The following is a 25,651-nucleotide window of genomic DNA, read 5'->3' as shown; positions in this document are numbered from 1 at the left end:
TATTCTCGCCACTATCTAAACCCTTCTACCTGGCATCAAATGGACTGAATAAGTTTGGATCGAGCAAAAAGTATCCACTAAAAACATTTTAGCTCTTATGCATTTCAAATTTTCCATTCCTCAGGACTACATTAAGCTTCCGATTCAAGCCGTAGCGCACCGATTTTAGCGGTTTCACTTTGAGTATATGAAGGTTACAGCATTTCGTGCGAGGACTCCGTAAATTAATCTAAAACCCTTAATTTTGCACTTTGATACTGAACTATGGCAATTGAAAAGAAGCGGTTAAAAGACCCATTATGGAGAAGATTTGGACCTTATGTAAGCAACAGGCAATGGGGTACGGTAAGAGAGGATTATAGCAATCATGGAAATGCATGGGGATATACTTCATACCACGAAGCCATAAGCCGAACTTACCGTTGGAGTGAAGACGGAATCGCAGGACTTAGCGATGAAAAGCAGCTACTTTGTTTCGCTTTTAGCTTTTGGAATCAAAAAGATGAAATCCTAAAAGAAAGATTCTATGGTTTAAACAACCATCAAGGGAATCATGGGGAGGACATTAAAGAAATCTTTTATTACCTGGACGGCACGCCCACTCATTCATACATGAAAATGGTGTACAAGTATCCAATTGATGCATTTCCCTACGAACAACTCGTTCATGAGAATGCCATACGAAGCAAAAAGGATCCTGAATTTGAACTCGTCGATACAGGAATATTCAAGGACAACAAATACGTAGATCTTTTTATTGAGTATGCGAAAATCTACCACGATGACATCCTTATACGACTTACAGCCGTAAACCGCAGTAACGAGCCCGCCCCCCTGACCCTGCTTCCGACTTTATGGTATCGAAACAATTGGGACTGGGGATACGGCACTTACAAACCCAATTTAAAGCATCGTAAGGAAGGCGTTATTGAAATTGAGCATGAATCTCTCCCCTATAAATATCTATACAGCAAGGACAAAACAGCCACCACTCTATTTTGTGAAAACCAGACGAACAAACCCAAATTATCCGGCTCTTCTCAGCAGGACGGGTTTTACAAAGACGGGATTAACGATCATGTGGTGCACGGGTTAGACACCGTCAATCCAAACAAAACGGGAACGAAAGCTGCATTTTTAGTGAATACAATCCTAAGTCCTGGAGAAAGCAAAACCTTTGAGTTTAGACTCTCGCCCCAAGATATGCAAGATGCCTTTTTTGACTTTGACACGGTCTTTGAGGCTAGAAAAAAGGAGGCGGATGAATTTTACGGGGAATTACAAGAGGTCATTCCAGACGCTGACGAACGAAACATTCAACGTCAAGCCTTCGCTGGACTACTTTGGAACAAACAGTTCTACCATTACAACGTGAACAAATGGCTTAAAGGAGACCCGAAAAATGGACAACCTCGAGATCCAAGCACCTACCAACGGAACCAGGAGTGGTCACATATGCACAACAAAGACATCATCTCAATGCCAGACAAATGGGAATACCCTTGGTTTGCAACTTGGGATTTAGCTTTTCACTGTGTACCTTTTGCCCTTATTGACAGTGAATTTGCGAAAAACCAAATGCGACTCCTAACCAAAGAGTGGTATATGCACCCCAATGGGCAACTTCCTGCTTACGAATGGGACTTTAGTGATGTCAATCCCCCCGTGCATGCCTGGTCCACGTTTCGAATCTTCAAAATTGATGAAAAGATAAACGGAACTCCCGACCTACCATTTTTAGAAGCGGTCTTCCAAAAGCTTCTATTAAACTTTACATGGTGGGTAAACCGGAAGGACCCGAACGACAACAATATTTTTGGTGGAGGTTTCTTAGGTCTAGACAACATTGGTGCCTTCGACCGAAACATGCAATTTCAAAACGGTCAATACCTGGAACAAGCAGACGGGACAAGTTGGATGGCCATGTTTGCTCTAAACATGATGCGCATTTCAATGGAACTAGCTCTTCACAACCCCGTCTACGAAGACATGGCCATTAAATTTTTTGAGCACTACCTCTACATCGCGGAAGCGATGGAGACCATTGGCGATAAAGACGGATTGTGGGATGAAAAGGATGGGTTCTTTTACGATGTCCTTCAAGACCAGTATGGAGATTCTGTCAACCTTAAGCTCAGAAGTATCGTAGGGCTCATTCCGATGTTTGCCGTGGAAGTGATCGAACATGAAACGCTTGAGCGTTTACCGAACTTCAAAACACGGATGGAATGGGTGCTTAAAAACAAGCCCGAGTTAGCCAATTTGGTATCGCATTGGGAAGTCGAAGGAAAAGGCAGAAAACATTTAATGAGCATCTTGAGGAAAACAAGACTTTCTCGAATCCTCAACCGAATGCTCGATGAAAAAGAATTCTTAAGTCCCTACGGCGTTCGTTCTCTTTCCAAAGTATATGAAGAAAACCCTTTTGAATTCACCTTTGAAAAACAACACTTCAAAGTCCAATACTTACCGGCAGAAAGCGATAGCAGCATGTTTGGGGGCAATAGCAATTGGCGAGGACCCATCTGGTTCCCCATCAACTTCCTCATTGTGGAAAGTCTTCAAAGATTCCACTATTACTACGACGAAAGTCTCCAAGTAGAATACCCAACAGGGAGCGGAGAAATGCGAAACCTCGATTTTATTTCGTCAGATCTAATCGAAAGATTAAAATCAATTTTTACGCGAGATGAAATGGGCAAAAGAGCGTTTAATGCAAACAATGATTTATTCAACCACGATCCCCATTTCAAGGATTACATCATGTTCTATGAATATTTCCACGGAGACAATGGTCGAGGGGTAGGTGCCTCCCATCAATGCGGTTGGACTGCTACCCTTGCCAAACTAATTCAACCTCGGTTAGGTTAATTGACCGCACTTTCTTCCACCTTGGCTCCATTCACATGAACTTCATAGTTTACGGTTACATTGGGCTCTAACGTCTTGGAGACAGAACAGTATTTGTCAAAGGACAATTGAGCCGCTTTGTACGCTTTTTGAGGATCTACACCGCCTTCAAGAAAGAACTTGACCAAAATCGCTTTAAAGGGCTTTGCACTTCCTACTTGTTCGCGATCCCCAGTAACCTCTGCTTTAAAAGACGTTACCTCCTGCTTTTGTTTTTGTAAGATGGCAACAATATCAATCCCACTGCAACTTGCCACGGCCATAAGTACGGTCTCCATAGGAGAAACCCCTTTGGCACCCTCTCTTGAGGTATTGTCAAGCAAAATTGAATTGCCAGATGCATTTGTGCATTGAAAAAGAAAGTTTTCGTCGATTCGTTCTAAATGAATTTGCATAAAATAGGGTATTTATTTTTCCAAATGTAAAGATACCAAATTCTTAAAAGACCCCTCTTGATAAGAAAGAAAAGATTGGCACTTCTTTCGCTGCATACGTAGGACAATCTGTTTTATTTGAACAGATCCTATGAGTAAATTAAAAAACTTCAAATATGACTTACGAAAATCAAAGAAGCGGAAACGGAGGTGTGATCCTTCTGAAAAAAGAGCAGGAAGAAATTGGCCGACTCACCTATACGCTATTCCCAGACGACAAAAAAATGATTATCTCTTTCGTTTTGGTTCACCCTCAACATGAAGGAAAAGGAATGGGGAAATACCTTGTGAGCAATGCAATTGAATTTGCGCGAGAAAACCAATGGAATATATATCCACACTGTTCCTATGCACGTTCGGTTATGATGAGAATGCCGGAAGTGCAAGATATTTTATTAAAAACGAACGATTAAGAAAAATGCGCTACTTTTTAAAAGGTAGCGCATTAGTTTTTACAAGGAATTAAGAAGCTCCTCCGTGATTTCCATATTGTGGTAGACGTTTTGCACATCGTCATCGTCCTCAAACCTTTCAAGCATTTTCATGTTGGCTTTGAATTGCTCTTCGGTAACCGCTTTGGTCGAATTCGGGATTCTTTGAAGCTCCGCACTCTTTGCTTCTATGCTCATGGATTCAAGCTTATGTGAAAGAGTCCCAAAATCTTCAAACGCTGTGGTCACCATTACTTCTTCCGCATCACTATCTATCTCGTCTGCACCTCCATCAATCATTTCCATTTCAAAATCATCCCAATCCATAGTGACTAGAGATTTATCTAGAGTGAAGATTCCATGACGGTCAAAAATGAAGGCAAGCTCTCCGTTTTTCCCAAGGTTCCCATCAAATTTATTAAAAATGGCTCTGACATTAGCTACTGTACGAGTAGGGTTGTTTGTGGTACATTCCACAAAAAAAGCAACACCTCCTTGTCCGTACCCTTCGTAAGTGACCTCTTCATAGTGTTCTGCTTCAGCTCCGCTCGCTTTTTTAATGGCACGTTCTACATTGTCTTTCGGCATATTTGCACCCTTCGCATTTTGAATGCAACGCCTTAACGTGGGGTTCGTATCCGGATCCGGTCCTCCTGATTTCACTGCAAGTGCAATGTCTTTTCCAATTCTTGAAAAAGTTTTGGCCATCTTATCCCAACGGGCCATCTTTGATGCTTTTCTATATTCGAATGCGCGTCCCATAACTTAATTTTTACGATACAAAAATACTGAAAAATGAGCATAAAAAAAACACCCGCTTAGAGCGAGTGTTTCTTTTTATTAAGATTCAATTACGACTAGTAATCTCTCTTTTTGATAGCATCCCAAGCAGCAGCATCAACCGCGCTTACGACAACTTTTCTGTCTTTAAGTCTTTCTTCGTTAGATGCGTTTTCGTCAACTGTAGCTTCTGATTCACCTAAACCTTTTGATTTAAGTTGAGAATCTACAACTCCTCTCGCTTCTAATCCTTTTACAACTGCAGCAGCTCTTCTTTGAGATAACTTCAAGTTGTAAGCAGCAGAACCTTTTTTGTCTGTATGACCAGCAACTAGGAATGTTCCACCGTTAGAAGATTTGATGATTTCAGCAGCTGCATCTAATTTAGGTTGAGATTCAGCTCTTACAGTTGATTTATCGAAATCGAATAAGATATCGGTAAGTGCAACCGTTGCATCTTGTGCAAGATCTTCTTGTGGTTTAGGACATCCGTTGTACTCAGCAAGACCTGGAACAGTTTTACAAGCATCGTCTTTGTCTAATACTCCGTCTCCGTCAGTATCTGGCCAAGGACATCCGTTGTTTTCAGCTGGACCTGCAACATCTTTACATTGATCGTCTTTGTCTAATACTCCGTCTCCGTCAGTATCTGGCCAAGGACATCCGTTGTTATCTGCTGGACCTACAACATCTGGACATTGGTCATCTTTGTCTGGAACTCCATCACCGTCAGTATCTGGACATCCTTGGAATTCAGGTAAACCTGCTTCGTCTGGACATAGATCGTCTTTGTCTAGGATTCCGTCTTTATCTCTGTCTGATTGTCCGAATCTAAATAATAGAGACGCACCTGCTTGGAAAAAGTTCGCAACAGAAGATTTGTCTCCTGGAGTAGAAACGTAATCTCCTTGGATACCTAAACCGAAGTTGTCAGTTAACCAGAAGTTAGATCCGATACCAGTTGCAAGTGCGAAATGGTTAGCACCAACTGCTTTACCGTCTCCGTCCACTACACCTGTACCTGAATAGTCATGTCTTAGGTAGTTAGCACCAACTCTTAAGTACGGGTCGAACCAAGATTCTTCGTTCCAAAGAGAGTTTGCTTTTAATTGTAGACCTAGACCAGTCATTAGCATGAATTCTTTATCCATACCGATTTTTTTGTTGTCTACGTTACCTACAGTAGTTTGCCAGTCTAACACTAACGGACCTGTAAGGTGTCTTGCAACAGTTAATTTAGAAAGTGGTGGTGTGATAGTAAAGTTGTTAATACTATATAACTCTTCACCTGAGAACGCTTGTTTAAAAACGTCACCAACATTTCCACCAGCTGCTACGTGATTCTCCGCGTGAGCTCCCACCCCGATTAACCACGGGTTGTTCGCTGTCTGCGCAAATACAGTAGAGGCAACGGTTAGTGCCAATGCTGAAATTCCTAATTTTAGATTTTTCATAGAATTAAATGATTAAATAATTGATAATGCAAAATAAATATAATTTTTCTTTATAAACAAAGATTTACAGAGATTTTTTCACCTATCCTTTAGGATTCTCTCCATATTTCTTTTATTTTCTCTATCTTTTATAGCTTCTCTTTTGTCAAACAGTTTTTTTCCCTTCGCTAAGGAAATCAGTAATTTGGCAATTCCTTTTTCATTTATATACAATTTCAAAGGCACGATCGTAGTTCCTACGTCTTTGAGTTTTTTCTCAAATTTCTGCAATTCCCTTTTGTGCAAGAGCAATTTCCGTTCCCTTTTCGTTTTGTGATTGTAAAAAGTACCGAGTTTATACTCATCTATAGACATATTGATTACATATAACTCCCCTTCAATCATCTGACAAAAACTCTCCGTGATCGAAGCTTTTGAAGAACGTAATGATTTGATTTCTGTCCCCGTAAGCACGATCCCTGCTTCGATTTGCTCAATTAATTCGAATTCGAATCGAGCCCGTTTGTTTAAAATGGTAACCGTTTTTTCTATCTTCATTTGGATGGCGTAAAGGTACGAACTGGTAAGTTTCTCGAATTTATATAATTTTAGCTTTGTTTTTTAGAACTAAAGGCAAATTTAACCCTTTTTAAATATACCGTATATATTTTTTCTAATGTTCTTTAATAAAATGACATACGTGGTAAAGCCAATTAGTTTTCGTAATTTTGCGGCAAATCTACAAAACTCTATGTTAACAGTATCTAATTTATCTCTTCAGTTCGGTAAGAGAGTGCTTTTTGACGAAGTAAACATTATGTTTACCAAAGGCAATTGCTACGGGATTATTGGAGCCAACGGGGCAGGAAAGTCCACTTTCCTTAAAATCCTCACTGGAAAACAAGTACCCACCACCGGAACCGTTTCACTTGAACCCGGCAAAAGAATGTCTGTATTGGAGCAGGATCACTTTGCTTACGATAATTTCACAGTTTTGGAAACCGTCCTTCGTGGAAATGAAAAGCTATTTGCAATTAAAGAAGCGATGGATGCGCTTTATGCAAAGCCTGATTTTTCAGATGAAGACGGAATTAAAGCGGGTGAACTCGGTGTCACTTACGAAGAAATGGGCGGTTGGAACGCAGAATCAGATGCACAAACCATGCTCTCCAACGTAGGGGTGAAAGACGACATGCATTACCAAATGATGAGCGAACTTGAAAACAAGGATAAAGTAAAGGTTCTCTTGGCACAAGCTCTTTTTGGAAATCCTGACGTTCTAATCTTAGACGAACCAACCAACGACCTTGACATTGATACCATTGCTTGGTTAGAAGATTTCTTGGCTGATTATGAAAACACAGTAATTGTTGTATCTCACGACCGTCACTTCTTAGACGCCGTTTGTACACACATCGGTGACTTAGATTATGCAAAACTTAATCTCTATACAGGAAACTATTCCTTCTGGTACCAAGCCTCTCAACTTGCCACAAGACAAAGACAGCAAGCGAACAAAAAGGCAGAGGAAAAAAAGAAGGAGCTTCAAGACTTTATTGCGCGATTCAGCTCAAACGTAGCGAAAGCAAAGCAAGCGACCGCAAGAAAGAAGATGATCGACAAATTAAATATTGACGACATCAAACCTTCTTCTAGACGCTACCCTGCTATTATTTTTGAAACGGAACGTGAAGCAGGAGACCAAATTCTAGAAGTTCAAGGACTTTCTAAGACTAAAGATTCTGAACTTTTGTTCTCAAACATTGATTTCAAGTTAAAAAAAGGCGACAAAGTGGCGATCTTATCAAGGAACTCCTTGGCAATCACTGAATTTTTTGAAATCATTGCTGGAAATCAAACAGCGGACAAAGGAGATTATCAGTGGGGAGTTACCACAAACCAATCCTACATTCCTCTTGATAACAACGAATTTTTCCAGGACAAAGACTCATCCCTAGTAGATTGGCTAAGACAATTTACCAAGAACGATGAGGAAAGACACGAAGAATACATGCGTGGGTTCCTTGGGAAAATGCTTTTCTCAGGAGACGAAGCCCTTAAATCCAGTACGGTACTTTCTGGAGGTGAAAAAATGCGTTGTATGTTTAGCCGCATGATGCTTCAAAGAGCAAACGTACTTTTAATGGACGAGCCTACCAACCACTTGGACCTAGAAAGTATTACCACTTTAAACAACTCTCTTGTTAACTTTAAAGGCACAATCTTACTTTCTTCTCATGACCACGAAATGTTGGAAACGGTCTGTAACCGAATCATTGAGCTCACTCCAAAAGGAGTCATTGACCGCGACATGACTTACGATGAGTACTTGTCAGACAAAAAAATGAAAGAACTTAGAGAACAAATGTATTCTTAGATTCGATCTAACTCATACCCTTAAACCGTGCTCACAAAAGTGCGGTTTTTTCATCCTTGCAAGTCAAACAACCAGGGATATATCCCCTTGATTCACCACGGTAAAACAAAAATATTTGTGTATTTTTGTAGACCTATGAAACAAAAATGGATTTACAGAACAGAGCCCAATGAGGATGTAGTCGACGCACTAAGTACCTCGCTAGGTTTCGGGACTCTGGAATCTAAAATCCTCGTACTACGAGGAATAGACAATTATCAAAAAGCCCGAGAGTTTTTCAAACCCAATCTTACCGATATCCATAATCCTTTTTTGATGGCAGACATGCAGAAAGCCGTTGAGCGCATCGCCACGGCCATCGAAATGGGAGAAAAAATTATGGTTTACGGAGATTACGATGTGGACGGCACGACCGCGGTAGCTTTAATGTATCTCTACTTAAGCAAACTGGTTGAAAAAAAATATTTAGACTATTACATCCCCGACCGTAATTCAGAAGGATACGGAATCTCGGACGAAGGTATCGAGTTCGCAAGAGACCAGGGCTACTCGCTTATTATCGCCTTAGACTGCGGGATCAAAGCAATTAATCAAGTCGAATACGCCAAGTCCTATGGGATTGACTTTATCATTTGTGACCATCATTTGCCTGGACCTGAAATTCCGAAGGCAGCCGCAGTTTTAGATCCAAAACGAAAAGACTGCCGTTACCCTTTCAAAGAACTTTCCGGTTGCGGGGTTGGATTTAAGCTCTGTCAAGGACTCAATACCATTTATAAAATTCCTGAAACAGAACTTCACGAACTGACAGACCTCCTCGCCATTTCCATTGCGGCGGATATCGTTTCAATGACAGGAGAAAACAGAGTTCTTGCAAAGATGGGACTGAAGACCCTAAGAAAAACAAGAAACATTGGCCTACGTTTATTGATCCCCGAGGAAAAGCTAGCTACTTATGAAATCTCAAACATAGTTTTTGAGATTGCCCCTAAGATAAATGCAGCGGGAAGAATCTCCCATGGAAAAGCAGCGGTTGAACTGATGGTGTCTGACAATTTAAAGCATGCCAACAAAATCGCTAAGAACATTGTGGATTTAAATGACTCTCGTCGAGAACTTGATTTAAGTTCGACGACCGATGCGTTGCAGCAAGTTTTAGATACACATCAGGATTCCTTAACCACAACTGTCGTTTATGGTCCTGACTGGAACAAAGGAGTCATCGGGATTGTGGCCTCGCGGCTCACCGAAAGCCACTACAAACCAACGGTGGTCTTTACCGACGGAAACAATGGAGAGCTTGTAGCGTCTGCACGTTCCGTGTCTGATTTCGATGTCCATAGGGCGCTCGAGAATTGCTCTGAACTTTTCACCAAATTTGGAGGCCACCCTGCTGCAGCAGGACTTTCCATGGAAAAAGACAAATTAGAAGAATTCAAAATAAAGTTTGAAAAAACGGTAACAGAGACCATTGAAGATTATCAAAAAGAGCCCTCTATCGTAATTGATGGAAAGGTAGAAGTCGAAGATTTGGGCAAGGACTTCTTTAATTTTCATAGAAAGCTAGGTCCCTTTGGTCCTCACAATCAAAAACCTGTACTTACGCTCACAAACCGCAAAATCAGAGGAGTGGCAAAGCAAATGGGAAAAGAAGGCAATCACATTAAGTTTTATCTTCACAATCCACAGAACAACCGAAACATTGAATGTGTCGGATTTAAATTGGGAAAGTATTTTACTGAATTCAACACTAAGTCCTTTGATATTGCGTTTACCGCAGAAGAAAATCATTGGAAAGGCAATGTCACCTATTACTTAAACATTAAAGACGTTAAGTTCAATGAAAGCTAAAAAAGTAGGACTTTTCTTTGGGTCTTTTAACCCCATTCACATTGGTCATTTGATTCTTGCAAACTATATATTAGAGTTTTCAGATTTGGACGAACTTTGGTTTGTCGTAAGCCCCCACAGTCCATTCAAAGACAAAAAATCACTTTTAGCCGATCACCACCGTTTGGATATGGTACAACAAGCCATCGCGTCGTATCCTAAAATGCGAGCTTCTAATGTTGAATTTTCACTTCCAAAACCTAGTTATACAGTAGACACTCTTGGATACCTTCACGAGAAGCATCCTACTTACAGTTTTAGTCTTATCATGGGCGAGGACAATCTGAAAGGGCTTTCTAAGTGGAAAAATGCATCGCAGATAATTAATAACCATCAAATCATTGTGTATCCACGCCTTAATAGCGACCAACAGACCCAGTCCCCTTCCGAGTTAAGCCCTATGATCTCCTTAATTGAGGCCCCAATCATTGAAATCTCTGCCACTGAGATTAGAAGAATGATCAAAGAAGGAAAAAACGTCCGTCCGATGCTCCCTGCAGAAGTCTACGACTATTTAGAAGGAAGCTCATTTTACAAATCTTAAATTTTCTATTCATGCAACCCACTGTCGACAAATTTATAGCAAAATACGGCGAAGAAAAAGTAATTCGCTGGTTCAAAAAAGCTTGTATTATTGAGGCTTGGACATGCTTCTTTTTATACTTAGTGGCGATGCCCCTTAAGCGCTATTTTCCGGAAGCAGATTTTGCACTCATTTTCATTATCGTCGTGGGAAATATCCACGGACTCTTCTTTACCCTCTATTTGCTGCTTACAATACCTGCCAGGACAATCTATTCTTGGGACGATGAGGATTTCATTTTTGCCATCTTAGCTGCTTTCTTTCCGTTCGCAACGATATGGATCGACAAGAAACTGGCAAAATTTGATCGCGAAGAGTAGTATTTTTCAATTTTGATGTAACGTTTTCTCTCTTTACCTGTCTTATTAGAACAGGAAGGCATTTCTATGTAAATTTATTATTCTGACTATCAGCATATTAATGTGTAAAATAATTATTTTACTACTTTGTATTGCATAATACTAGAATATTAATATATCTTTGCATAAGAAACTTCTGAAAAAATAAAACTACCTGGGTGATTCTTTGAAATCAAATTTCCAATGAATGCCATTCAAAAAAAAACATCATGAGAAAATTAGTCCTACCCATCCTACTTGTCTGCGCCGCATATTCTTACGGGCAAACGACCGACTCCTCGAAAGTGTCCGACATTCAGGAAATCACGTTAACGAAAAAAGTTTTCGAAAAAAAATCGGATCGTTTTGTCTACGATGTATCCGCCTCTCCAGTTGCAAAAGGGAATACTGCTTTTGGACTTTTAAAAGAGACTCCCCTTGTTTCTAGCACAGACGATACAACGCTAAAGATTCTAGGTAAGAGCAATGCCCTTATCTACATGAATGGTCGCAAGACGAACATGAGCGCTGAGGCAATTACTGAGTTATTAAAAAACACACCGGCCGAAAACATTAGTAAAATTGAGGTCATTACGGTCCCTGGTAGCGAATACAATGTAGAATCCTCCGATGGAATTATCAATATAATTCTTAAGAAAAAACTAGACGATGGGATTAGCGGGAATTTGAGATTAAGCAATACCCAATCAAAAACAAACCAGCAAAGTGGCGCTGTATCCCTCAATATAAGAAAAAATAGGCTGGGTATATCCACCTCGTTAAGCACTCGAAACAGGACTCATATCGAAGATCTACATTTAGAGAATGGAACGCCCGAGCTTGACAATTCAACGAAAGGATATGTCAAGTTTCCAAATCAATCTTTTGGGGGCTATGTGAATTTAGATTATGAACTAGCGGACCGACAAAACATAGCCCTTAGTCTAAATTCTTATCATAATGATGGCAAGGGTGCACAATCGGATCTTTTCAATAAAATAACAAGAAATGGAGAATCGAAATACAGCCTAACCCATATAGATGCAAATGAAAAATCATCAAACAACTCCGCGAATTTAAACTATGAACTTCGTACGGACGATTTGGGAAGCAAGTTAAATCTGAACGCCGCCTATCTTCATTTCGAAAAAAAACAGTTTACACACAACACAACCTACCGTTCAAATTCCCTTGAAGAAACTTTAGATTTACAACAGGAGTTCAAACAAAGGACCCCTCAAAAAATTGATAATTACGCAGCCACAGCGGATTACATTCAAAAGTTCAAAAATGATTTCACAGCTTCCATAGGTGCAAATTATGGCCGAACCAAAACAGACAATGATACTTACTTAGAGAATCTAGATTTAAGCACAGGGGATTATGTTATGGATCCTAATCAATCAAATCATTTCGTTTACGATGAAACCATAAGCGGACTTTACCTTACTCTAGAAAAACAATTTTCGGATCGCCTATCCGCAAAAATAGGTACTCGTTTAGAAGACACAAATGCAAAAGGAGAAGTTCTAGGGACCGATCTGACAATCGATCGCAAGTATACGAATATACTACCGTATGCAAGTGCTAGCTATGGTATTAATGCAAACCACAATCTTTCCTATTCCTTTTCTAGCCGCATAAAAAGGCCAAGTTTCTGGGAACTGAATCCGGTCCGCCTCTACCTTACGCCAACAAACTACATACAAAACAATCCTTTTGTGAAAGCTGCGGAAGTTTACAACCATGAACTGACCTACATGTACAAAAACTCCTACTTCTTAATTATTGGCCACAACCTAACCAAAGATGATTATTCTCAAGTCCCTTTGCAAAGCGGCGAAGAATTGAGATACATTAGAACCAACTACGGAGATAAAACGCAAAGCACCGTATCCTTGGGAATGCAAAAAAGTTACTTTAAAGGGATCTGGACCACCAATACTTCCATAGGTTTACAACATGCAAAAGTGGATGCCTTCCTAGATACAGACCCTATTACAGGAGATAAATTTGATCCTTTTACCATTGACACAGCAACCAATTCAATTTATTTTCAAACGAACAATACCCTTAGACTTTCCAGCAAAAAAGATTGGTTCTTAGGAGTTAACTTTTTCCATATCGGTTCTCAGATCTTAAACATAGGAACTTTAGAGCCCATATCTTCCCTCGATATGAATGTTAAAAAGATCTGGAATGATTGGACTTTTAACCTGCAGGTCTTTGACCTATTAAAGACCAATGTGGTCAAAGTGAAAGATCTTCAAAGCAATGGAAACTACAACAATGTAACCAACAACAACTTCAATCAATCGATCGAGCTCTCAATCACTTACAATTTTGGAAATAAAAAAGTGAAAAAGGTTAGAGAAATCAAAGATGCAAACACAGATGCTAAATCGAGAACGCAATAAATCCAATTAGAATTCATTTCATTTCAATATTTTTGGAGAAAAGCCAGAGTTTAACCCTACTCTGGCTTTTCGATTCTATAGTGCGGAACAAAATGTAAGAAAGAGAATAAGACGTTGTACCCCCAGCGAAGAAAATAAAAATTGCGTCTCCCATTCCGGAAAACGCAACTCGTTTTGATTTGGATTTCTTATTGATTTCTACTTAAGATTTTTTCTTTTACGCTTTTGGAAGAAAAACCTCCGCTAGCATGCAACGTGCACTTCCACCTCCATTTTCCTCGATGGTAGACAGATTTGAATACAATATCTCGTTGTAAGACTCAAGAAGTTCAACCTGCTCATTTGAAAGGGATTTATAGGCCGATTCACTCATTACTAGGTATTTTTTTCCTTCTTTATTTTCAACCTGCAGCATATTACCCGCAAACTGGTGCATTTGCTCCTCAGAGATTTCCACCACTTCTTTGCCCGAAGCTTTTATGGTTTCTTGCACTTTTTCTCTTTCCATTTCATCGTCGATGCTATCCAGGCAAATCACTACAAACTTATCGGCAACACACATCATGACGTTCGTATGGTAGATAGGTAAGCGCTCGTTTCCGGCGCTCTGAAAACTATGGAAAGCAATCGGACGGTATCCGATTCTTAAGCAAAACTCATTGAATAGTTCTTCTTCCAAACGAAGTGACACCGAACCATATGCAATCTTATTCACATGGTCAAAGATCATACTTCCCGTTCCTTCTAGATATCTTCCTTCCAACTCGGAAGAGGAAAGATCGATAATTTCCGAAACCTCGAATCCCTCCGCTCTTACTTTTTCTAAAACATCGATTCGTCTCTCGTCTCTACGATTTGGAGCAAACATAGGATAGAGATATACAGTACCGTCTTTATGGAAACTCACCCAATTGTTCGGGAAAATAGAATCCGGCGTATGGGGCTCCAAAGTATCTTTTACGACAATAACTTCGACGCCTGCAGCTCTTAATTTTTCAACAAATTGGTTAAATTCTTGCAAAGCTTGCGCTTGGGTTGAATCTCCTTCGGAGTTCACTTGAAAATAATTATTCTCCGCCGTTTGGGCATTGTACCCGAACGAAACGGGTTCTATCATTAGAAGTGTACTGGTTGTTTGCATTCTTTGAATTTAGATAACAAAAATAACCATAATTAGCCGAATGCCAAATCTTTTCCAGTCCGATTAATTTGACTACTTTAGTAAGGTAAACTTCCCACACATGCACGACCGTCGAACTTTTTTAAAATTGACTACTCTTGGCGCTTTAGGCGGACTCCTTACCCCTAAATTAGGAGCCCAACCAAAGGTTTCTAAACCCGTAGCGCCCATAGGTCCCGTGGTTATTTCCACCTGGGATTTCGGAATAAAAGCAAATGAACAGGCATGGAAAGTGCTTCAATCGGGAGGGCGCGCGCTCGATGCCATCGAAAAAGGAGTGCGGCTAGTCGAAGATGATCCGAATGAGCGAAGTGTAGGATATGGGGGTAGACCCGATCGCGATGGAAGAGTTACACTCGATGCCTGTATCATGGATGAAAACGCGGGGATAGGCAGCGTGGCTGCCCTCGAGCACATCAAAAATCCAATTTCAGTCGCAAGAGCCGTGATGGAAAAAACACCCCATGTCATGCTTGTGGGGGAAGGGGCCTTGCAATTTGCCCTGGAGCAAGGATTTCAAAAAACAGACCTACTTACCAAGACAAGCAAAAAGGAATGGGAGCAGTGGCTAAAATCTTCAACCTATGAACCAAAAGTCAACATTGAAAACCACGACACCATAGGAATGCTCGCACTTGACAAAGAAGGAAACCTATCTGGAGGGTGTACGACCTCTGGGATGGCCTACAAAATGCACGGTCGAGTGGGAGACTCTCCTATCATTGGAGCTGGACTGTTTGTTGACAACAGTATTGGAGCGGCTAGCGCTACAGGCCATGGAGAAGAAGTGATTCGCACTGTGGGTTCTTTTTTAGTCGTGGAGCTCATGCGCCAAGGTCATAATCCGCAAACGGCATGCAAAAAAGCAGTCGAACGTATCTACCAAAATTTTATCAATCAAAAGAGATCTCTAAAGGATACTCAAATCGGCTTTATCGCTCTAAATAAACAGGGAGAAACCGGTGCATACAGCCTCCAAAAAGGATTTACTTATGCCTGTCACACCCCACAAGAGAACCAATTGAAATCGGCTCTCCACTTAATTTAAGACCCTATGAATTATACTTTAGAAATAGCGTGCTTTGAGATTACCTCTGCACAGATTGCCTTAAACTCGCTTGCAGATCGAATTGAGTTTTGTGCAGAAAGGAATGTAGGAGGACTTACCCCCAATATTGACGAGTTTCGATACTTAAAGAGCATCTCAACGAAACCTATTCGCGTCATGTTGAGACCCAAAGAAGGTTCGTTTCTTTACAACCTAATTGAATTTGAGCAAATGAAAAAGGATCTTTTGCAATTCAAAGCTTCTGGAGCCGATGGGTTTGTTTTTGGAATATTAAACGAAGGGAACCACATCGATAGGGAAAAGAACAAAGAACTGATTGAACTGGCGGGGCACCTGCCCTGTACTTTCCATCGCGCCGTAGACCGAACTCCTGATCTTGACCAGGCCTTTACGCAGCTCATAGAGCTTGGCTTTTCCACAGTACTAACGTCTGGCGGAACCTCAAGTGCTATGGAAGGAAGAGATCGCCTTAAACAGCTTGTGGAATCGTATGAGGAGAACATTGAAATACTCGTGGGGGGTGAAGTAAGGTCGGATAACGTAGAGCTATTAAAACTCCATACAGGTGCCAAATCCTTTCACTCCTCAGCAATTCCCACCTACGAAACCTATGTGAATGACGACGAGATTAAAAAACTAAAAAAATATCTTTAGTTGGATCTAACAAGCGGCATGGTAGAGCATCTTAGAAGCCCTCCCATTTTTGAAATTTCACGATAAGGAACTTCCTCTACCGTTATACCCCACTGCTCTCTTAGAAAGGTGTTCATTCTTGTAAAACTAGAATCGGACACAACGATCTCTGGAGAAATAGAAAAAACGTTCGGGCACATTTCAAACATTTCTTGATCGCTTACATGGAAACAATTTTCCTCGCCAAAAATATCAATTAGAAGCCTATAGTCACTCTGATCTACAAATCCATTCTGGTAAATAATGCATTTATCCTTTCCAATCGGATTAAAAGTACAGTCTAAATGAAGAATTCCTTCAAACGGAACCGTATCGTTTTTCTTTAATTCAAGATCTATAATTCGTTTCTTAGGAAAGTACTCCTTCAAAATATTGATTGCATATTCATTTGTACGAGCCGTCTTGAAATTTCTATAATCCTCCGAAAAGCAAGTTCCCACAAACAGAAAATCATTCCAGACGATGACGTCCCCACCCTCAATGTGCGCACTTTCTGGTAGATTGATAATATCTCTCCATTTTACTTTTTCAAAAATCTTACGGTAGGCATCTTGTTCATCTGCACGGTCTTGAATCACATTGGAAATGATCATCTTGTCATCAATCACGAAAGCTACGTCTCTCGCGAAGACTTGATTGTAATCCTCTATGATTTCAGGGCGCAGAACCTCAATTTCATACTTAAGCAGAACTTTTTCAAATTCTGTCATTTCATGAATGACATCAGACTCAGTCGGATAAATTCCATTCTGAATCGAATGGTAGGATTTCGCATCGTAGCTTTCCTCTAAAATTGGGATTCCACCTAGAGAAGCGGGTTGACCGAGTACTACAGATTTTAATCGAGCCGTTTCGTTTGTGATATTTAATTTCATAAGTTGAGATTGTTACAAATATAATCAAAGAAATGGATACAAAAGAACCAATCTAGTCTTAATGAAAATTCCGCTTCTCAAGGGAAGAGAAACGGAATTGAATATAAGTTCTTGAAAGCTTAGCGATTTGCCATGTCGACATAATTTCTTGCCGGCGCTCCCTTGTATACTTGTCTTGGACGTCCAATAGGATCTTCCATTAGTCTCATTTCTTTCCACTGAGAAATCCATCCTGGTAGTCTACCCAATGCAAACATAACTGTAAACATTTCCGTTGGAATTCCTAGGGCACGGTAAATAATACCGGAATAGAAGTCGACGTTTGGATATAGTTTTCTTTCGATGAAATATTCATCCTCTAAAGCTACTCTTTCTAATTGCATTGCAATGTCTAGTGCCTTATCGTCTATTCCTAGAGAGTTCAAAATATCGTCTGCTGCTTTCTTGATGATTTTCGCTCTTGGATCGAAATTCTTGTACACACGGTGTCCAAAGCCCATCAATCGGAAGTCATCGTCCTTGTCTTTCGCCTTGGCTACGTATTTCGCAACGTCACCTCCGTCTTTTTCAATTCTCTCTAGCATTTCAATTACTGCCTGATTTGCTCCCCCGTGTAGTGGTCCCCAAAGTGCAGAAACCCCAGCAGAAATAGAGGCAAAAAGACCTGTATGTGCAGAGCCTACCATTCTTACGGTTGACGTAGAACAGTTTTGTTCGTGGTCTGCATGAAGAATTAGAAGTTTATCTAGTGCATTTACAATTACGGGATCTACTTCGAAATCTCGGTTTGGCATGCGGAAGGTCATGCGGTAGAAGTTCTCCACATAATTTAAATTGTTGTCCGCGTGATTTAGAGGGAACCCTTGTGTTTTTCTAAAGGTCCATGCGCATAGATGAGCAAATTTTGCAATTAGCATTTCCGCAGCATGGTCTAAACCTTCTTTGCTACGCACATCGACTGATTTAGGATTGAATGCAGTTAAAGCCGAAGTTAAAGAAGATAGCACTCCCATTGGGTGCGCAGAACGTGGAAACGCATCGATGATTTTTTTCATCTCTTCTGCCACGTAGTTGTATTTTTTAATTCCTTGTTCGAAATTTGCAAATTGTCCTTGCGTAGGAAGTTCTCCATTCAAAAGTAAATACATTACTTCTGTAAAGTTGGATTTCTCCGCAATTTGTTCGATTGGATATCCACGGTAATAAAGTTCTCCTTTATCTCCGTCTAAATAGGTGATTTCACTTACGGTCGCACCAGTATTTTTGTACCCTAAATCCAAGGTAATCAGTCCCGTTTGGGCTCTCAATTTTGATATATCAATTCCTCGGTCTCCAATTGTACTGTCTACAATTGGGTACTCGTAAGAATTTCCATCGTAACTTAATATTACTTTGTTGTCTGACATATTGTTCTATATTTTTTGTTAAAATTACGGAAAAAAGACTTACAAATCAAGCGTTAGCCTTGGGATCTCTATAATATTTTTCTATGATTTTAATTCAAAAAAGTACATTGAAAAATTTGAAAAGCTCTGCTCCCTTTATCTGCCTGATTACTTGTCAATTTGATTCATAAAAAAACACCGGAATATCCGATGTTTTGCATAGTTTAATTTCGTTTAACGATTGATTTTAAAGGCTTCCAATCCAGGGAATACGGCCGTATCTCCAAGCGCTTCTTCGATACGAAGAAGTTGGTTGTATTTCGCCATACGATCGGATCTAGAAGCAGACCCTGTTTTAATTTGACCGCAGTTCATCGCCACCGCAAGATCCGCAATGGTTGAATCTTCTGTTTCTCCCGAACGGTGAGACATTACGGAGGTATAACGGTTATGTTGTGCCATTTGTACCGCTGCCATCGTTTCGGAAAGAGTTCCGATCTGATTCACTTTTACTAAAATAGAATTTGCGATACCGTCCTTAATTCCTCTTGAAAGGCGCTCTACATTGGTTACGAATAAATCATCTCCGACGAGCTGTACTTTGCCTCCAATTTTATCAGTTAGCATCTTCCAACCTTCCCAGTCGTCTTCTTGCATTCCGTCTTCGATAGAAATAATAGGGTATTTCGCAGCGAGCTCAGCTAAGTAATCTACCTGTTCTTCACGGGAACGGTGAGCTCCTTTGTCCCCTTCAAACTTGCGGTAATCGTAAGTACCCTCTTTGTAAAATTCAGACGCTGCGCAGTCTAGGGCGAACATAATATCGTCACCTGGCTTATATCCCGCTTTCTCAATCGCTTGCGTAAGAGTATCTAATGCATCTTCAGTCCCTTTAAATGTTGGAGCAAAACCACCTTCGTCTCCTACGGCTGTCGAAAGACCACGAGATTTTAATATGGATTTTAATTGATGAAAAATCTCTGTCCCTTTGCGAAGTGCATGGGAGAAAGAATCAGCCTTCACAGGCATGATCATAAATTCTTGAAAAGCAATCGGTGCATCCGAATGAGATCCTCCGTTAATGACATTCATCATCGGAACCGGAAGCGTATTTGCATTCACACCGCCTACGTATTTGTAAAGTGGCATTCTTAAATCTTTTGCAGCCGCTCTAGCAGCCGCAAGGGAAACCCCTAGGATGGCATTCGCACCAAGTCTACCTTTGTTAGGTGTTCCGTCAAGATCAATCATAATCTGATCAATCAAATTTTGTTCGTGTACAGGAATTCCAATGAGTTCAGGTGCAATTTCATCGCGAACATTCTCTACCGCCTTGAGCACTCCTTTCCCCAAATAATCACTACCTCCGTCTCTCAGTTCTACGGCTTCGTGTTCTCCAGTAGAAGCTCCTGAAGGAACGGCAGCGCGTCCCATAGAACCATTCTCTGTAAAGACATCCACTTCTACAGTTGGATTTCCTCTAGAATCTAAAATTTGTCTTGCTTCGATGTACGAAATGTAACTCATTGTGTAAATAATTAAATGTTAGTAAGCTAAAAACTTATCCTACAAAAATAATCAAAATAAAGCATTTATGTAAATTTTAGCAGGTCTTTTCTGCACCCTTTGGTTTACTGAAAATATTGTAACTTTCGGTAACTATAAAAATCATAAGAAGATGAAATCAAAACTTTTACTCCTAGCCCTTCCAGCAGTCTTACTATTTAGTTGTTCAAAAACGGAAGGAAACAAAGGCATAGTCGTGGCAGACTCGCAAGATACGATAAGTACGACGGCAGTAGATAGTGTTAATTTAAGCTACACTATGGAACCTGGCACCTTTCGTTATGTAGCATTTGACGGATCGAACACAAACGTAACCTTTGCAACTGAGAATGGAGGCAACACCATTACGCTTAAAAGCAATCAATTGACCCTGACGGTTCCTCAAGTAGACTCAAAAGACAATGAGGCGATCTACAAGGATCACGACATTGAAATCCGTGCCTTTGGGGATAGTATCGTACTTGACCAAGGCGATAACGTGATTGAACTCAAAAAAGCAAGAGGTCAGGACTAGTAAAAACAAACAGTCCGCTTAATTGCTTAAGCGGACTAATTTATTTGAAATCAAAAAACGATTAGTTTTCTGATTTTTCTTCGTTGGAATCAGCTTTTGGCTCTTCCACAGCTTCTGGAGCTTTCTCTTCCTCTTTCGTTGGAAGAGTAGCTACTGCTTCTGCTTTTTTCGTGGAAGTCTTGCGGCTTCTTCTAGTTGTTTTCTTCTCCTCTTCGTTTGGATTATAAAGCTCGTTGAAGTCAACCAGTTCGATCATAGCCATATCCGCAGCATCCCCAAGTCTAAAACCTGTTTTGATGATTCGGGTATACCCTCCTTCTCTACCTGCAATTTTAGGAGCGATGGTTCTAAAAAGTTCCGTAATCGCTTCTTTGCTTTGTAAGTAAGAGAACACTGTTCTTCTGTTGTGAGTTGTATCTTCTTTTGCTTTTGTTAAAAGGGGTTCAACATAAACTCTTAAAGCTTTCGCTTTAGCCACAGTCGTGTTGATTCTTTTATGCTCAATAAGAGAACAAGCCATATTAGAAAGCATTGCCTTTCTGTGTGGCGCTGTTCTTCCTAAGTGATTAAATTTTTTACCGTGTCTCATTGTTAATTATTTATCAGCATCTAGTTTATACTTTGCGACGTCAAAACCGAAGTTAAGACCTTTTGAATGTACTAATTCTTCTAATTCAGTTAAAGATTTCTTACCGAAATTTCTAAATTTCATTAAATCAGACTTACTGTAAGAAACTAGTTCTCCTAAACTTTCAACTTCCGCTGCCTTAAGACAGTTAAGCGCTCTTACCGATAGATCTAAATCAGATAATTTCGTTTTTAGAAGTTGTCTTGTATGAAGAGTTTCTTCGTCGTACTGAATCGAAGCTTTCACTGCTTCTGTTTCCAGGGTAATCCTTTCGTCAGAGAATAGCATGAAGTGGTAGATCAAAATCTTAGAAGCTTCTGTTAAAGCATTCTGTGGAGTGATCGAACCGTCAGTTTCGATGTCAATAACTAATTTTTCGTAGTCTGTTTTTTGCTCTACACGGTAGTTTTCAATAGAATACTGTACTTTCTTGATCGGCGTAAAGATAGAATCAATCGCAATGGTCCCTAGGGGAGCATTGTTGGACTTGTTTTGCTCCGATGGAACATATCCTCTTCCTTTCTCTACATTGAAAGTAATTTCAAAACTTACGTCTTTGGTTAAATTACAGATCACAAGATCTTTATTCAACACTTCAAAACCGTTCATTGATTTACCTAAATCGCCAGCCGTCACTTGAGTTTGACCAGTAATTTTAGCTACAACCTGCTCAGAGGCCTCATTTTCAGATTTCGCTTTCAAACGCAATTGTTTCAAATTAAGAACAATCTCTGTTACATCCTCGATTACTCCAGGAATAGTTGAAAACTCGTGCTCTACACCTTCAATTTTGATAGATGAAATAGCATATCCTTCTAGAGAAGAAAGTAATACTCTTCTCAAAGCATTACCGATGGTAAGACCGAAACCAGGTTCCAAAGGTCTGAATTCAAACTGACCTCTAAAATCATCAGAGTTTAATAGAATTACCTTATCGGGTTTTATGAATTGTAAAATTGCCATATTGTTGGTTGAGCAAAAATTGATTTAATTATTATTTGTTGTATAGTTCCACGATAAACTGTTCTCTAATGTCTTCAGGAATCTGAATTCTTTCGGGAACAGCTACGAAGTTACATTCCTTCTTTTCATCGTTGAATTGTAACCACTCGTATGTGGACTTGGAAGCAAGTGAATCTGCAATTACTTCTAGAGATTTTGATTTCTCTCTTACTGCAATTACATCACCAGGCTTAAGGGAATAAGACGGGATGTTCACTAACTCACCATTCACAGTAATATGTCTGTGAGAAACCAATTGTCTTGCACCTGCTCTTGATTTTGCATATCCTGCTCTGTATACTACGTTATCAAGTCTTGATTCACATAGTTGAAGTAGGATCTCCCCAGTTACGCCACTGGCTCTGGAGGCTTTTTCAAATAAGTTTGCAAATTGTTTTTCTAAAATACCATAAGTATATTTAGCTTTTTGCTTTTCTGCAAGCTGATTTGCATATTCAGACTTCTTCGCACCTCTTCTTTTGTTCGGTCCGTGTTGTCCTGGGGGTTGGTTTTTTCTTCTCTCGAAGTTCTTGTCGTCTCCGAAGATTGCAGCACCAAACTTTCTCGCAATCTTTGTTTTTGGTCCAATATATCTAGCCATAGGTTAAATCTAAAAATTAAACTCTTCTTCTTTTAGGTGGTCTACATCCGTTGTGTGGCATTGGAGTCACATCTACGATTTCACTAACTTCAATACCTGAATTGTGAATGGTACGGATAGCGGATTCTCTCCCTTGTCCGGGTCCTTTCACAAACACCTTTACTCTACGTAGTCCCGCATCGTGAGCTACAGTAGCGCAGTTTTCAGCAGCCATTTGAGCTGCAAAAGGAGTGTTCTTTTTAGATCCTCTGAATCCCATTTTACCGGCAGATGCCCAAGAGATTACTTCCCCACTTTTATTGGTTAAAGAAATGATAATATTGTTGAAAGACGCTTGAATATGTGCTTCTCCAATAGCCTCAACTTTTACTTTCCTTTTCTTAACTACTTTACTTTGTTTTGCCATAATTCTAACGATTATTTACTTGCTTTTTTCTTGTTAGCAACTGTTTTTCTTCTTCCTTTACGGGTTCTAGAATTGTTTTTCGTTCTTTGGCCTCTTAAAGGTAATCCGAGTCTGTGACGTATTCCTCGTTGGCATCCTATGTCCATCAGACGTTTGATGTTCAATTGAACCTCTGAACGTAACTCACCTTCAACTTTTACGTTGTCTGTGATGTAGTTTCTGATAGCCGCCAATTCATCGTCATTCCATTCGTTGACTTTTTTGTCTTCGCTGATACCGGCATTTTTAAGGATAGCAGAAGCTGTGCTTCTACCTACTCCATAAATATAAGTTAAACCGATAACGCCTCTTTTGTTTTTTGGTAAATCAATACCGGAAATTCTCGCCATAATTTAATGTTAGCCTTGTCTTTGTTTAAATTTTGGGTTTTTTTTGTTGATTACAAAAAGTACTCCTTTACGACGCACAATTTTGCAATCAGCACTTCTTTTTTTAATCGATGCTCTTACTTTCATTGTAATTATTTTTAATATCTAAAAGTGATGCGCCCCTTCGTTAAATCATAAGGGGACATTTCGAGTCTTACCCGGTCACCAGGTAAGAGTTTAATATAGTGCATTCTCATTTTGCCAGAAATATGTGCAATTAAAATATGCCCATTTTCAAGCTCCACGCGAAACATGGCGTTAGAAAGTGCTTCCACGATCACGCCATCCTGTTCAATATGTTTTTGCTTAGCCATCTATCTATTCAAAATTTGTGGTTCTGGAGAGTTTCGATTGCATTAATCCGTCATAATGATGATTCAACAAGTACGTATTGATTTGTTGAATGGTATCCAATATAACGCCCACCATAATCAACAGAGAAGTTCCCCCAAAGAATAAGGCGAATCTATCTGTCTGAACCAGAGTTCCGTACACAAGTGCCGGAAGGATTGCAAAGATAGCTAAAAATATTGAACCCGGCAAAGTAATTTTGGACAATATATCATCCAGATAATCAGCCGATTCCTTCCCCGGTCTTACTTTAGGGATAAGTCCCCCATTCCTTTTTAGATCCTCAGCCATCTGATTCACAGGAATTGTAATTGCGGTATAGAAGAATGTGAATACAATAATTAAGATTGCAAACAGCACATTGTACTGCCAGCTAAAAACATTTTTGAAACCAGCCAAAAATGTATTAGTCTCATCCATATTGGTTAATAAACCAGGAACGAACATTAGTGCTTGGGCAAAGATAATTGGCATCACTCCGGAAGCGTTCACTTTCAAAGGGATCCACTGTCTTGCACCTTGCATTAAATTACGGTTCACTCCTCCTCGAGCTTGCGCACGTGATACATATTGAATTGGAATCTTTCTTACGGCAACCGAAAGAATAACTCCTAGCAATACGACCAGCATCCAGAACAATACTTCAATCAGAATCATAATAGTTCCAAATCCTCCTTTTCCAGTTTGCGTTGCAATTTCTTGCAAGAAAGAGGAAGGAAGATCCGCTAGGATACCTACCATAATTAGAATTGAGATACCGTTACCGATTCCCTTGTCCGTAATTTTTTCTCCAAGCCACATCGCGAAAACGGATCCAGCAACCAAAATTACAATACTAGGAAGCCAAAACATAATTGAATTGGGCTCTACGTAGTATGCGCTTTGGAATTGAGAGTACGGAAGGAACATCTGCGTAATTGAGGTAAGGTAAGACGGGGCTTGAACCAAACAAACAGCGATGGTTAACCAACGCGTAATTTGATTAAGGGTATTTCTACCACTCTGTCCGTCTTTCTGAAGTTTCTGAAGGTAAGGAATGGCCATCCCCATTAACTGCACGATAATCGAAGCAGAAATATAAGGCATGATCCCAAGAGCCATAATAGAGGCCCGACTGAACGCCCCTCCAGTAAACGAAGAAAGTAGCCCTAGAAGACCTGCTCCTGATTGACTACCACCTTGATCTTTATATAATTCCAATAAATTCCCTACCTCGGCCATGTTAATGGCCGGGAGAGAAATATAAGATGCGAATCTATACACAAGAATTAACCCTAAGGTAAAAATAATTTTTTCCCTAAGTTCCTTGAGGTTCCAAATGTTTGTCAGTGTCTGTATAAATTCTTTCATTACGTAAATA

Annotated in this window: 26 protein-coding genes; 10 read left to right on the top strand and 16 right to left on the bottom strand. The window is 40.0% G+C overall.

What is annotated here, in order from left to right; all coding sequences use genetic code 11:
* Window positions 1-264: 264 nt before the first annotated feature.
* Window positions 265-2,871 carry an MGH1-like glycoside hydrolase domain-containing protein gene (locus ACX3PZ_RS04085; RefSeq protein WP_459111983.1) on the top strand — a complete coding sequence of 869 codons (2,607 nt, stop codon included), beginning with the start codon at window positions 265-267 and terminating at the stop codon, window positions 2,869-2,871.
* Here ACX3PZ_RS04085 and ACX3PZ_RS04080 read toward each other — a convergent pair.
* Entirely contained in the window at window positions 2,868-3,305 is a 438-nt protein-coding gene (locus ACX3PZ_RS04080) for an OsmC family protein (RefSeq protein ID WP_459083278.1), read from the bottom strand. The two genes, ACX3PZ_RS04085 and ACX3PZ_RS04080, sit on opposite strands and share 4 nt — an antisense overlap.
* A 155-nt stretch (window positions 3,306-3,460) precedes the next feature.
* Here ACX3PZ_RS04080 and ACX3PZ_RS04075 point away from each other — a divergent pair, with 155 nt between their 5' ends.
* Window positions 3,461-3,757, top strand: coding sequence for a GNAT family N-acetyltransferase (locus ACX3PZ_RS04075; RefSeq protein ID WP_459083277.1), 297 nt, complete (start codon window positions 3,461-3,463; stop codon window positions 3,755-3,757).
* A gap of 39 nt (window positions 3,758-3,796) precedes the next feature.
* Here ACX3PZ_RS04075 and ACX3PZ_RS04070 read toward each other — a convergent pair whose 3' ends face one another.
* The 3 genes from ACX3PZ_RS04070 to smpB all read right to left on the bottom strand — a co-directional run bounded on the left by ACX3PZ_RS04070 (window position 3,797) and on the right by smpB (window position 6,546).
* The gene (locus ACX3PZ_RS04070; RefSeq protein ID WP_459083276.1) at window positions 3,797-4,537 is read right to left on the bottom strand and encodes a YebC/PmpR family DNA-binding transcriptional regulator; all 741 of its coding nucleotides are present in this window, start codon (window positions 4,535-4,537) and stop codon (window positions 3,797-3,799) included.
* A gap of 95 nt (window positions 4,538-4,632) precedes the next feature.
* Window positions 4,633-6,009: an OmpA family protein gene (locus tag ACX3PZ_RS04065; protein WP_459111982.1), complete on the bottom strand. Its 1,377-nt coding sequence runs from the start codon at window positions 6,007-6,009 to the stop codon at window positions 4,633-4,635.
* 78 nt (window positions 6,010-6,087) lie between these two features.
* Window positions 6,088-6,546: an SsrA-binding protein SmpB gene (gene smpB / locus ACX3PZ_RS04060; protein WP_459083274.1), complete on the bottom strand. Its 459-nt coding sequence runs from the start codon at window positions 6,544-6,546 to the stop codon at window positions 6,088-6,090.
* A 193-nt stretch (window positions 6,547-6,739) separates the two neighbouring features.
* Between smpB and ACX3PZ_RS04055 the strand changes: the two genes are divergently transcribed.
* The 5 genes from ACX3PZ_RS04055 to ACX3PZ_RS04035 all read left to right on the top strand — a co-directional run bounded on the left by ACX3PZ_RS04055 (window position 6,740) and on the right by ACX3PZ_RS04035 (window position 13,593).
* A complete protein-coding gene (locus ACX3PZ_RS04055; protein WP_459083273.1) occupies window positions 6,740-8,365 on the top strand; it encodes an ABC-F family ATP-binding cassette domain-containing protein in 1,626 nt (541 codons plus the stop codon).
* 135 nt (window positions 8,366-8,500) lie between these two features.
* A complete protein-coding gene (gene recJ / locus ACX3PZ_RS04050; protein WP_459083272.1) occupies window positions 8,501-10,216 on the top strand; it encodes a single-stranded-DNA-specific exonuclease RecJ in 1,716 nt (571 codons plus the stop codon).
* Complete coding sequence (gene nadD, locus ACX3PZ_RS04045; RefSeq protein ID WP_459111981.1) at window positions 10,206-10,799, top strand: nicotinate (nicotinamide) nucleotide adenylyltransferase; 594 nt, start codon at window positions 10,206-10,208, stop codon at window positions 10,797-10,799. The genes recJ and nadD overlap by 11 nt, the downstream gene beginning before the upstream one ends.
* An 11-nt stretch (window positions 10,800-10,810) precedes the next feature.
* A complete protein-coding gene (locus ACX3PZ_RS04040; protein ID WP_459083270.1) occupies window positions 10,811-11,158 on the top strand; it encodes a DUF3817 domain-containing protein in 348 nt (115 codons plus the stop codon).
* 248 nt (window positions 11,159-11,406) lie between these two features.
* A complete protein-coding gene (locus ACX3PZ_RS04035) occupies window positions 11,407-13,593 on the top strand; it encodes an outer membrane beta-barrel family protein (RefSeq protein WP_459083269.1) in 2,187 nt (728 codons plus the stop codon).
* 217 nt (window positions 13,594-13,810) lie between these two features.
* On the opposite strand, the gene ctlX is transcribed toward ACX3PZ_RS04035, so the two are convergent.
* Window positions 13,811-14,734, bottom strand: coding sequence for a citrulline utilization hydrolase CtlX (ctlX, locus tag ACX3PZ_RS04030; RefSeq protein WP_459083268.1), 924 nt, complete (start codon window positions 14,732-14,734; stop codon window positions 13,811-13,813).
* Window positions 14,735-14,834: 100 nt separating this feature from the next.
* Between ctlX and ACX3PZ_RS04025 the strand changes: the two genes are divergently transcribed.
* Both ACX3PZ_RS04025 and ACX3PZ_RS04020 read left to right on the top strand, forming a co-directional pair.
* A complete protein-coding gene (locus ACX3PZ_RS04025) occupies window positions 14,835-15,821 on the top strand; it encodes an isoaspartyl peptidase/L-asparaginase family protein (protein WP_459083267.1) in 987 nt (328 codons plus the stop codon).
* A 6-nt stretch (window positions 15,822-15,827) separates the two neighbouring features.
* Complete coding sequence (locus ACX3PZ_RS04020; RefSeq protein WP_459083266.1) at window positions 15,828-16,496, top strand: copper homeostasis protein CutC; 669 nt, start codon at window positions 15,828-15,830, stop codon at window positions 16,494-16,496.
* Here the strand turns inward: ACX3PZ_RS04020 and ACX3PZ_RS04015 are convergent.
* The 3 genes from ACX3PZ_RS04015 to eno all read right to left on the bottom strand — a co-directional run bounded on the left by ACX3PZ_RS04015 (window position 16,493) and on the right by eno (window position 20,322).
* Window positions 16,493-17,410: a dimethylarginine dimethylaminohydrolase family protein gene (locus ACX3PZ_RS04015; protein WP_459083265.1), complete on the bottom strand. Its 918-nt coding sequence runs from the start codon at window positions 17,408-17,410 to the stop codon at window positions 16,493-16,495. The genes ACX3PZ_RS04020 and ACX3PZ_RS04015 overlap by 4 nt on opposite strands.
* Before the next feature lie 119 nt (window positions 17,411-17,529).
* Window positions 17,530-18,816 (bottom strand): citrate synthase, encoded by a 1,287-nt coding sequence (locus tag ACX3PZ_RS04010; protein WP_459083264.1) that lies wholly within the window; start codon window positions 18,814-18,816, stop codon window positions 17,530-17,532.
* A 213-nt stretch (window positions 18,817-19,029) separates the two neighbouring features.
* Window positions 19,030-20,322: a phosphopyruvate hydratase gene (gene eno / locus ACX3PZ_RS04005; RefSeq protein ID WP_459083263.1), complete on the bottom strand. Its 1,293-nt coding sequence runs from the start codon at window positions 20,320-20,322 to the stop codon at window positions 19,030-19,032.
* Between the two features lie 151 nt (window positions 20,323-20,473).
* Between eno and ACX3PZ_RS04000 the strand changes: the two genes are divergently transcribed.
* Window positions 20,474-20,875, top strand: a complete 402-nt coding sequence (locus ACX3PZ_RS04000) for a hypothetical protein (RefSeq protein WP_459083262.1) — start codon at window positions 20,474-20,476, stop codon at window positions 20,873-20,875.
* A gap of 61 nt (window positions 20,876-20,936) precedes the next feature.
* Here the strand turns inward: ACX3PZ_RS04000 and rplQ are convergent, their stop codons facing one another.
* The 8 genes from rplQ to secY are packed head-to-tail and all read right to left on the bottom strand — an operon-like array spanning window position 20,937 to window position 25,641.
* Window positions 20,937-21,464: a 50S ribosomal protein L17 gene (gene rplQ / locus ACX3PZ_RS03995; protein WP_459083261.1), complete on the bottom strand. Its 528-nt coding sequence runs from the start codon at window positions 21,462-21,464 to the stop codon at window positions 20,937-20,939.
* 6 nt (window positions 21,465-21,470) lie between these two features.
* On the bottom strand, window positions 21,471-22,466 hold the full coding sequence (locus ACX3PZ_RS03990) for a DNA-directed RNA polymerase subunit alpha (protein ID WP_459083260.1): 996 nt from the start codon (window positions 22,464-22,466) through the stop codon (window positions 21,471-21,473).
* A gap of 31 nt (window positions 22,467-22,497) precedes the next feature.
* Entirely contained in the window at window positions 22,498-23,106 is a 609-nt protein-coding gene (gene rpsD / locus ACX3PZ_RS03985) for a 30S ribosomal protein S4 (RefSeq protein WP_459083259.1), read from the bottom strand.
* Between the two features lie 16 nt (window positions 23,107-23,122).
* Complete coding sequence (rpsK, locus tag ACX3PZ_RS03980) at window positions 23,123-23,512, bottom strand: 30S ribosomal protein S11 (protein WP_459083258.1); 390 nt, start codon at window positions 23,510-23,512, stop codon at window positions 23,123-23,125.
* Window positions 23,513-23,523: 11 nt separating this feature from the next.
* Window positions 23,524-23,901 (bottom strand): 30S ribosomal protein S13, encoded by a 378-nt coding sequence (gene rpsM / locus ACX3PZ_RS03975; RefSeq protein WP_459083257.1) that lies wholly within the window; start codon window positions 23,899-23,901, stop codon window positions 23,524-23,526.
* Between the two features lie 9 nt (window positions 23,902-23,910).
* Window positions 23,911-24,027: a 50S ribosomal protein L36 gene (gene rpmJ / locus ACX3PZ_RS03970; protein WP_007839480.1), complete on the bottom strand. Its 117-nt coding sequence runs from the start codon at window positions 24,025-24,027 to the stop codon at window positions 23,911-23,913.
* A gap of 11 nt (window positions 24,028-24,038) precedes the next feature.
* Window positions 24,039-24,254: a translation initiation factor IF-1 gene (gene infA, locus ACX3PZ_RS03965; RefSeq protein WP_459083256.1), complete on the bottom strand. Its 216-nt coding sequence runs from the start codon at window positions 24,252-24,254 to the stop codon at window positions 24,039-24,041.
* A 4-nt stretch (window positions 24,255-24,258) separates the two neighbouring features.
* A complete protein-coding gene (secY, locus tag ACX3PZ_RS03960; RefSeq protein WP_459083255.1) occupies window positions 24,259-25,641 on the bottom strand; it encodes a preprotein translocase subunit SecY in 1,383 nt (460 codons plus the stop codon).
* Between the last annotated feature and the right edge of the window lie 10 nt (window positions 25,642-25,651).

This window comes from Chryseobacterium sp. A321, from assembly GCF_054489265.1.
The sequence above is the reverse complement of the archived record's forward strand: the minus strand, read 5'-3'. Positions and strand labels throughout refer to the sequence as shown.

Coding starts and splice junctions, on each gene's coding strand:
- ACX3PZ_RS04085 (WP_459111983.1), top strand. CDS start 265: ATGGCAATTGAAAAGAAGCGGTTAAAAGACCCATTATGGAGAAGATTT.
- ACX3PZ_RS04080 (WP_459083278.1), bottom strand. CDS start 3,305: ATGCAAATTCATTTAGAACGAATCGACGAAAACTTTCTTTTTCAATGC.
- ACX3PZ_RS04075 (WP_459083277.1), top strand. CDS start 3,461: ATGACTTACGAAAATCAAAGAAGCGGAAACGGAGGTGTGATCCTTCTG.
- ACX3PZ_RS04070 (WP_459083276.1), bottom strand. CDS start 4,537: ATGGGACGCGCATTCGAATATAGAAAAGCATCAAAGATGGCCCGTTGG.
- ACX3PZ_RS04065 (WP_459111982.1), bottom strand. CDS start 6,009: ATGAAAAATCTAAAATTAGGAATTTCAGCATTGGCACTAACCGTTGCC.
- smpB (WP_459083274.1), bottom strand. CDS start 6,546: ATGAAGATAGAAAAAACGGTTACCATTTTAAACAAACGGGCTCGATTC.
- ACX3PZ_RS04055 (WP_459083273.1), top strand. CDS start 6,740: ATGTTAACAGTATCTAATTTATCTCTTCAGTTCGGTAAGAGAGTGCTT.
- recJ (WP_459083272.1), top strand. CDS start 8,501: ATGAAACAAAAATGGATTTACAGAACAGAGCCCAATGAGGATGTAGTC.
- nadD (WP_459111981.1), top strand. CDS start 10,206: ATGAAAGCTAAAAAAGTAGGACTTTTCTTTGGGTCTTTTAACCCCATT.
- ACX3PZ_RS04040 (WP_459083270.1), top strand. CDS start 10,811: ATGCAACCCACTGTCGACAAATTTATAGCAAAATACGGCGAAGAAAAA.
- ACX3PZ_RS04035 (WP_459083269.1), top strand. CDS start 11,407: ATGAGAAAATTAGTCCTACCCATCCTACTTGTCTGCGCCGCATATTCT.
- ctlX (WP_459083268.1), bottom strand. CDS start 14,734: ATGCAAACAACCAGTACACTTCTAATGATAGAACCCGTTTCGTTCGGG.
- ACX3PZ_RS04025 (WP_459083267.1), top strand. CDS start 14,835: ATGCACGACCGTCGAACTTTTTTAAAATTGACTACTCTTGGCGCTTTA.
- ACX3PZ_RS04020 (WP_459083266.1), top strand. CDS start 15,828: ATGAATTATACTTTAGAAATAGCGTGCTTTGAGATTACCTCTGCACAG.
- ACX3PZ_RS04015 (WP_459083265.1), bottom strand. CDS start 17,410: ATGAAATTAAATATCACAAACGAAACGGCTCGATTAAAATCTGTAGTA.
- ACX3PZ_RS04010 (WP_459083264.1), bottom strand. CDS start 18,816: ATGTCAGACAACAAAGTAATATTAAGTTACGATGGAAATTCTTACGAG.
- eno (WP_459083263.1), bottom strand. CDS start 20,322: ATGAGTTACATTTCGTACATCGAAGCAAGACAAATTTTAGATTCTAGA.
- ACX3PZ_RS04000 (WP_459083262.1), top strand. CDS start 20,474: ATGAAATCAAAACTTTTACTCCTAGCCCTTCCAGCAGTCTTACTATTT.
- rplQ (WP_459083261.1), bottom strand. CDS start 21,464: ATGAGACACGGTAAAAAATTTAATCACTTAGGAAGAACAGCGCCACAC.
- ACX3PZ_RS03990 (WP_459083260.1), bottom strand. CDS start 22,466: ATGGCAATTTTACAATTCATAAAACCCGATAAGGTAATTCTATTAAAC.
- rpsD (WP_459083259.1), bottom strand. CDS start 23,106: ATGGCTAGATATATTGGACCAAAAACAAAGATTGCGAGAAAGTTTGGT.
- rpsK (WP_459083258.1), bottom strand. CDS start 23,512: ATGGCAAAACAAAGTAAAGTAGTTAAGAAAAGGAAAGTAAAAGTTGAG.
- rpsM (WP_459083257.1), bottom strand. CDS start 23,901: ATGGCGAGAATTTCCGGTATTGATTTACCAAAAAACAAAAGAGGCGTT.
- rpmJ (WP_007839480.1), bottom strand. CDS start 24,027: ATGAAAGTAAGAGCATCGATTAAAAAAAGAAGTGCTGATTGCAAAATT.
- infA (WP_459083256.1), bottom strand. CDS start 24,254: ATGGCTAAGCAAAAACATATTGAACAGGATGGCGTGATCGTGGAAGCA.
- secY (WP_459083255.1), bottom strand. CDS start 25,641: ATGAAAGAATTTATACAGACACTGACAAACATTTGGAACCTCAAGGAA.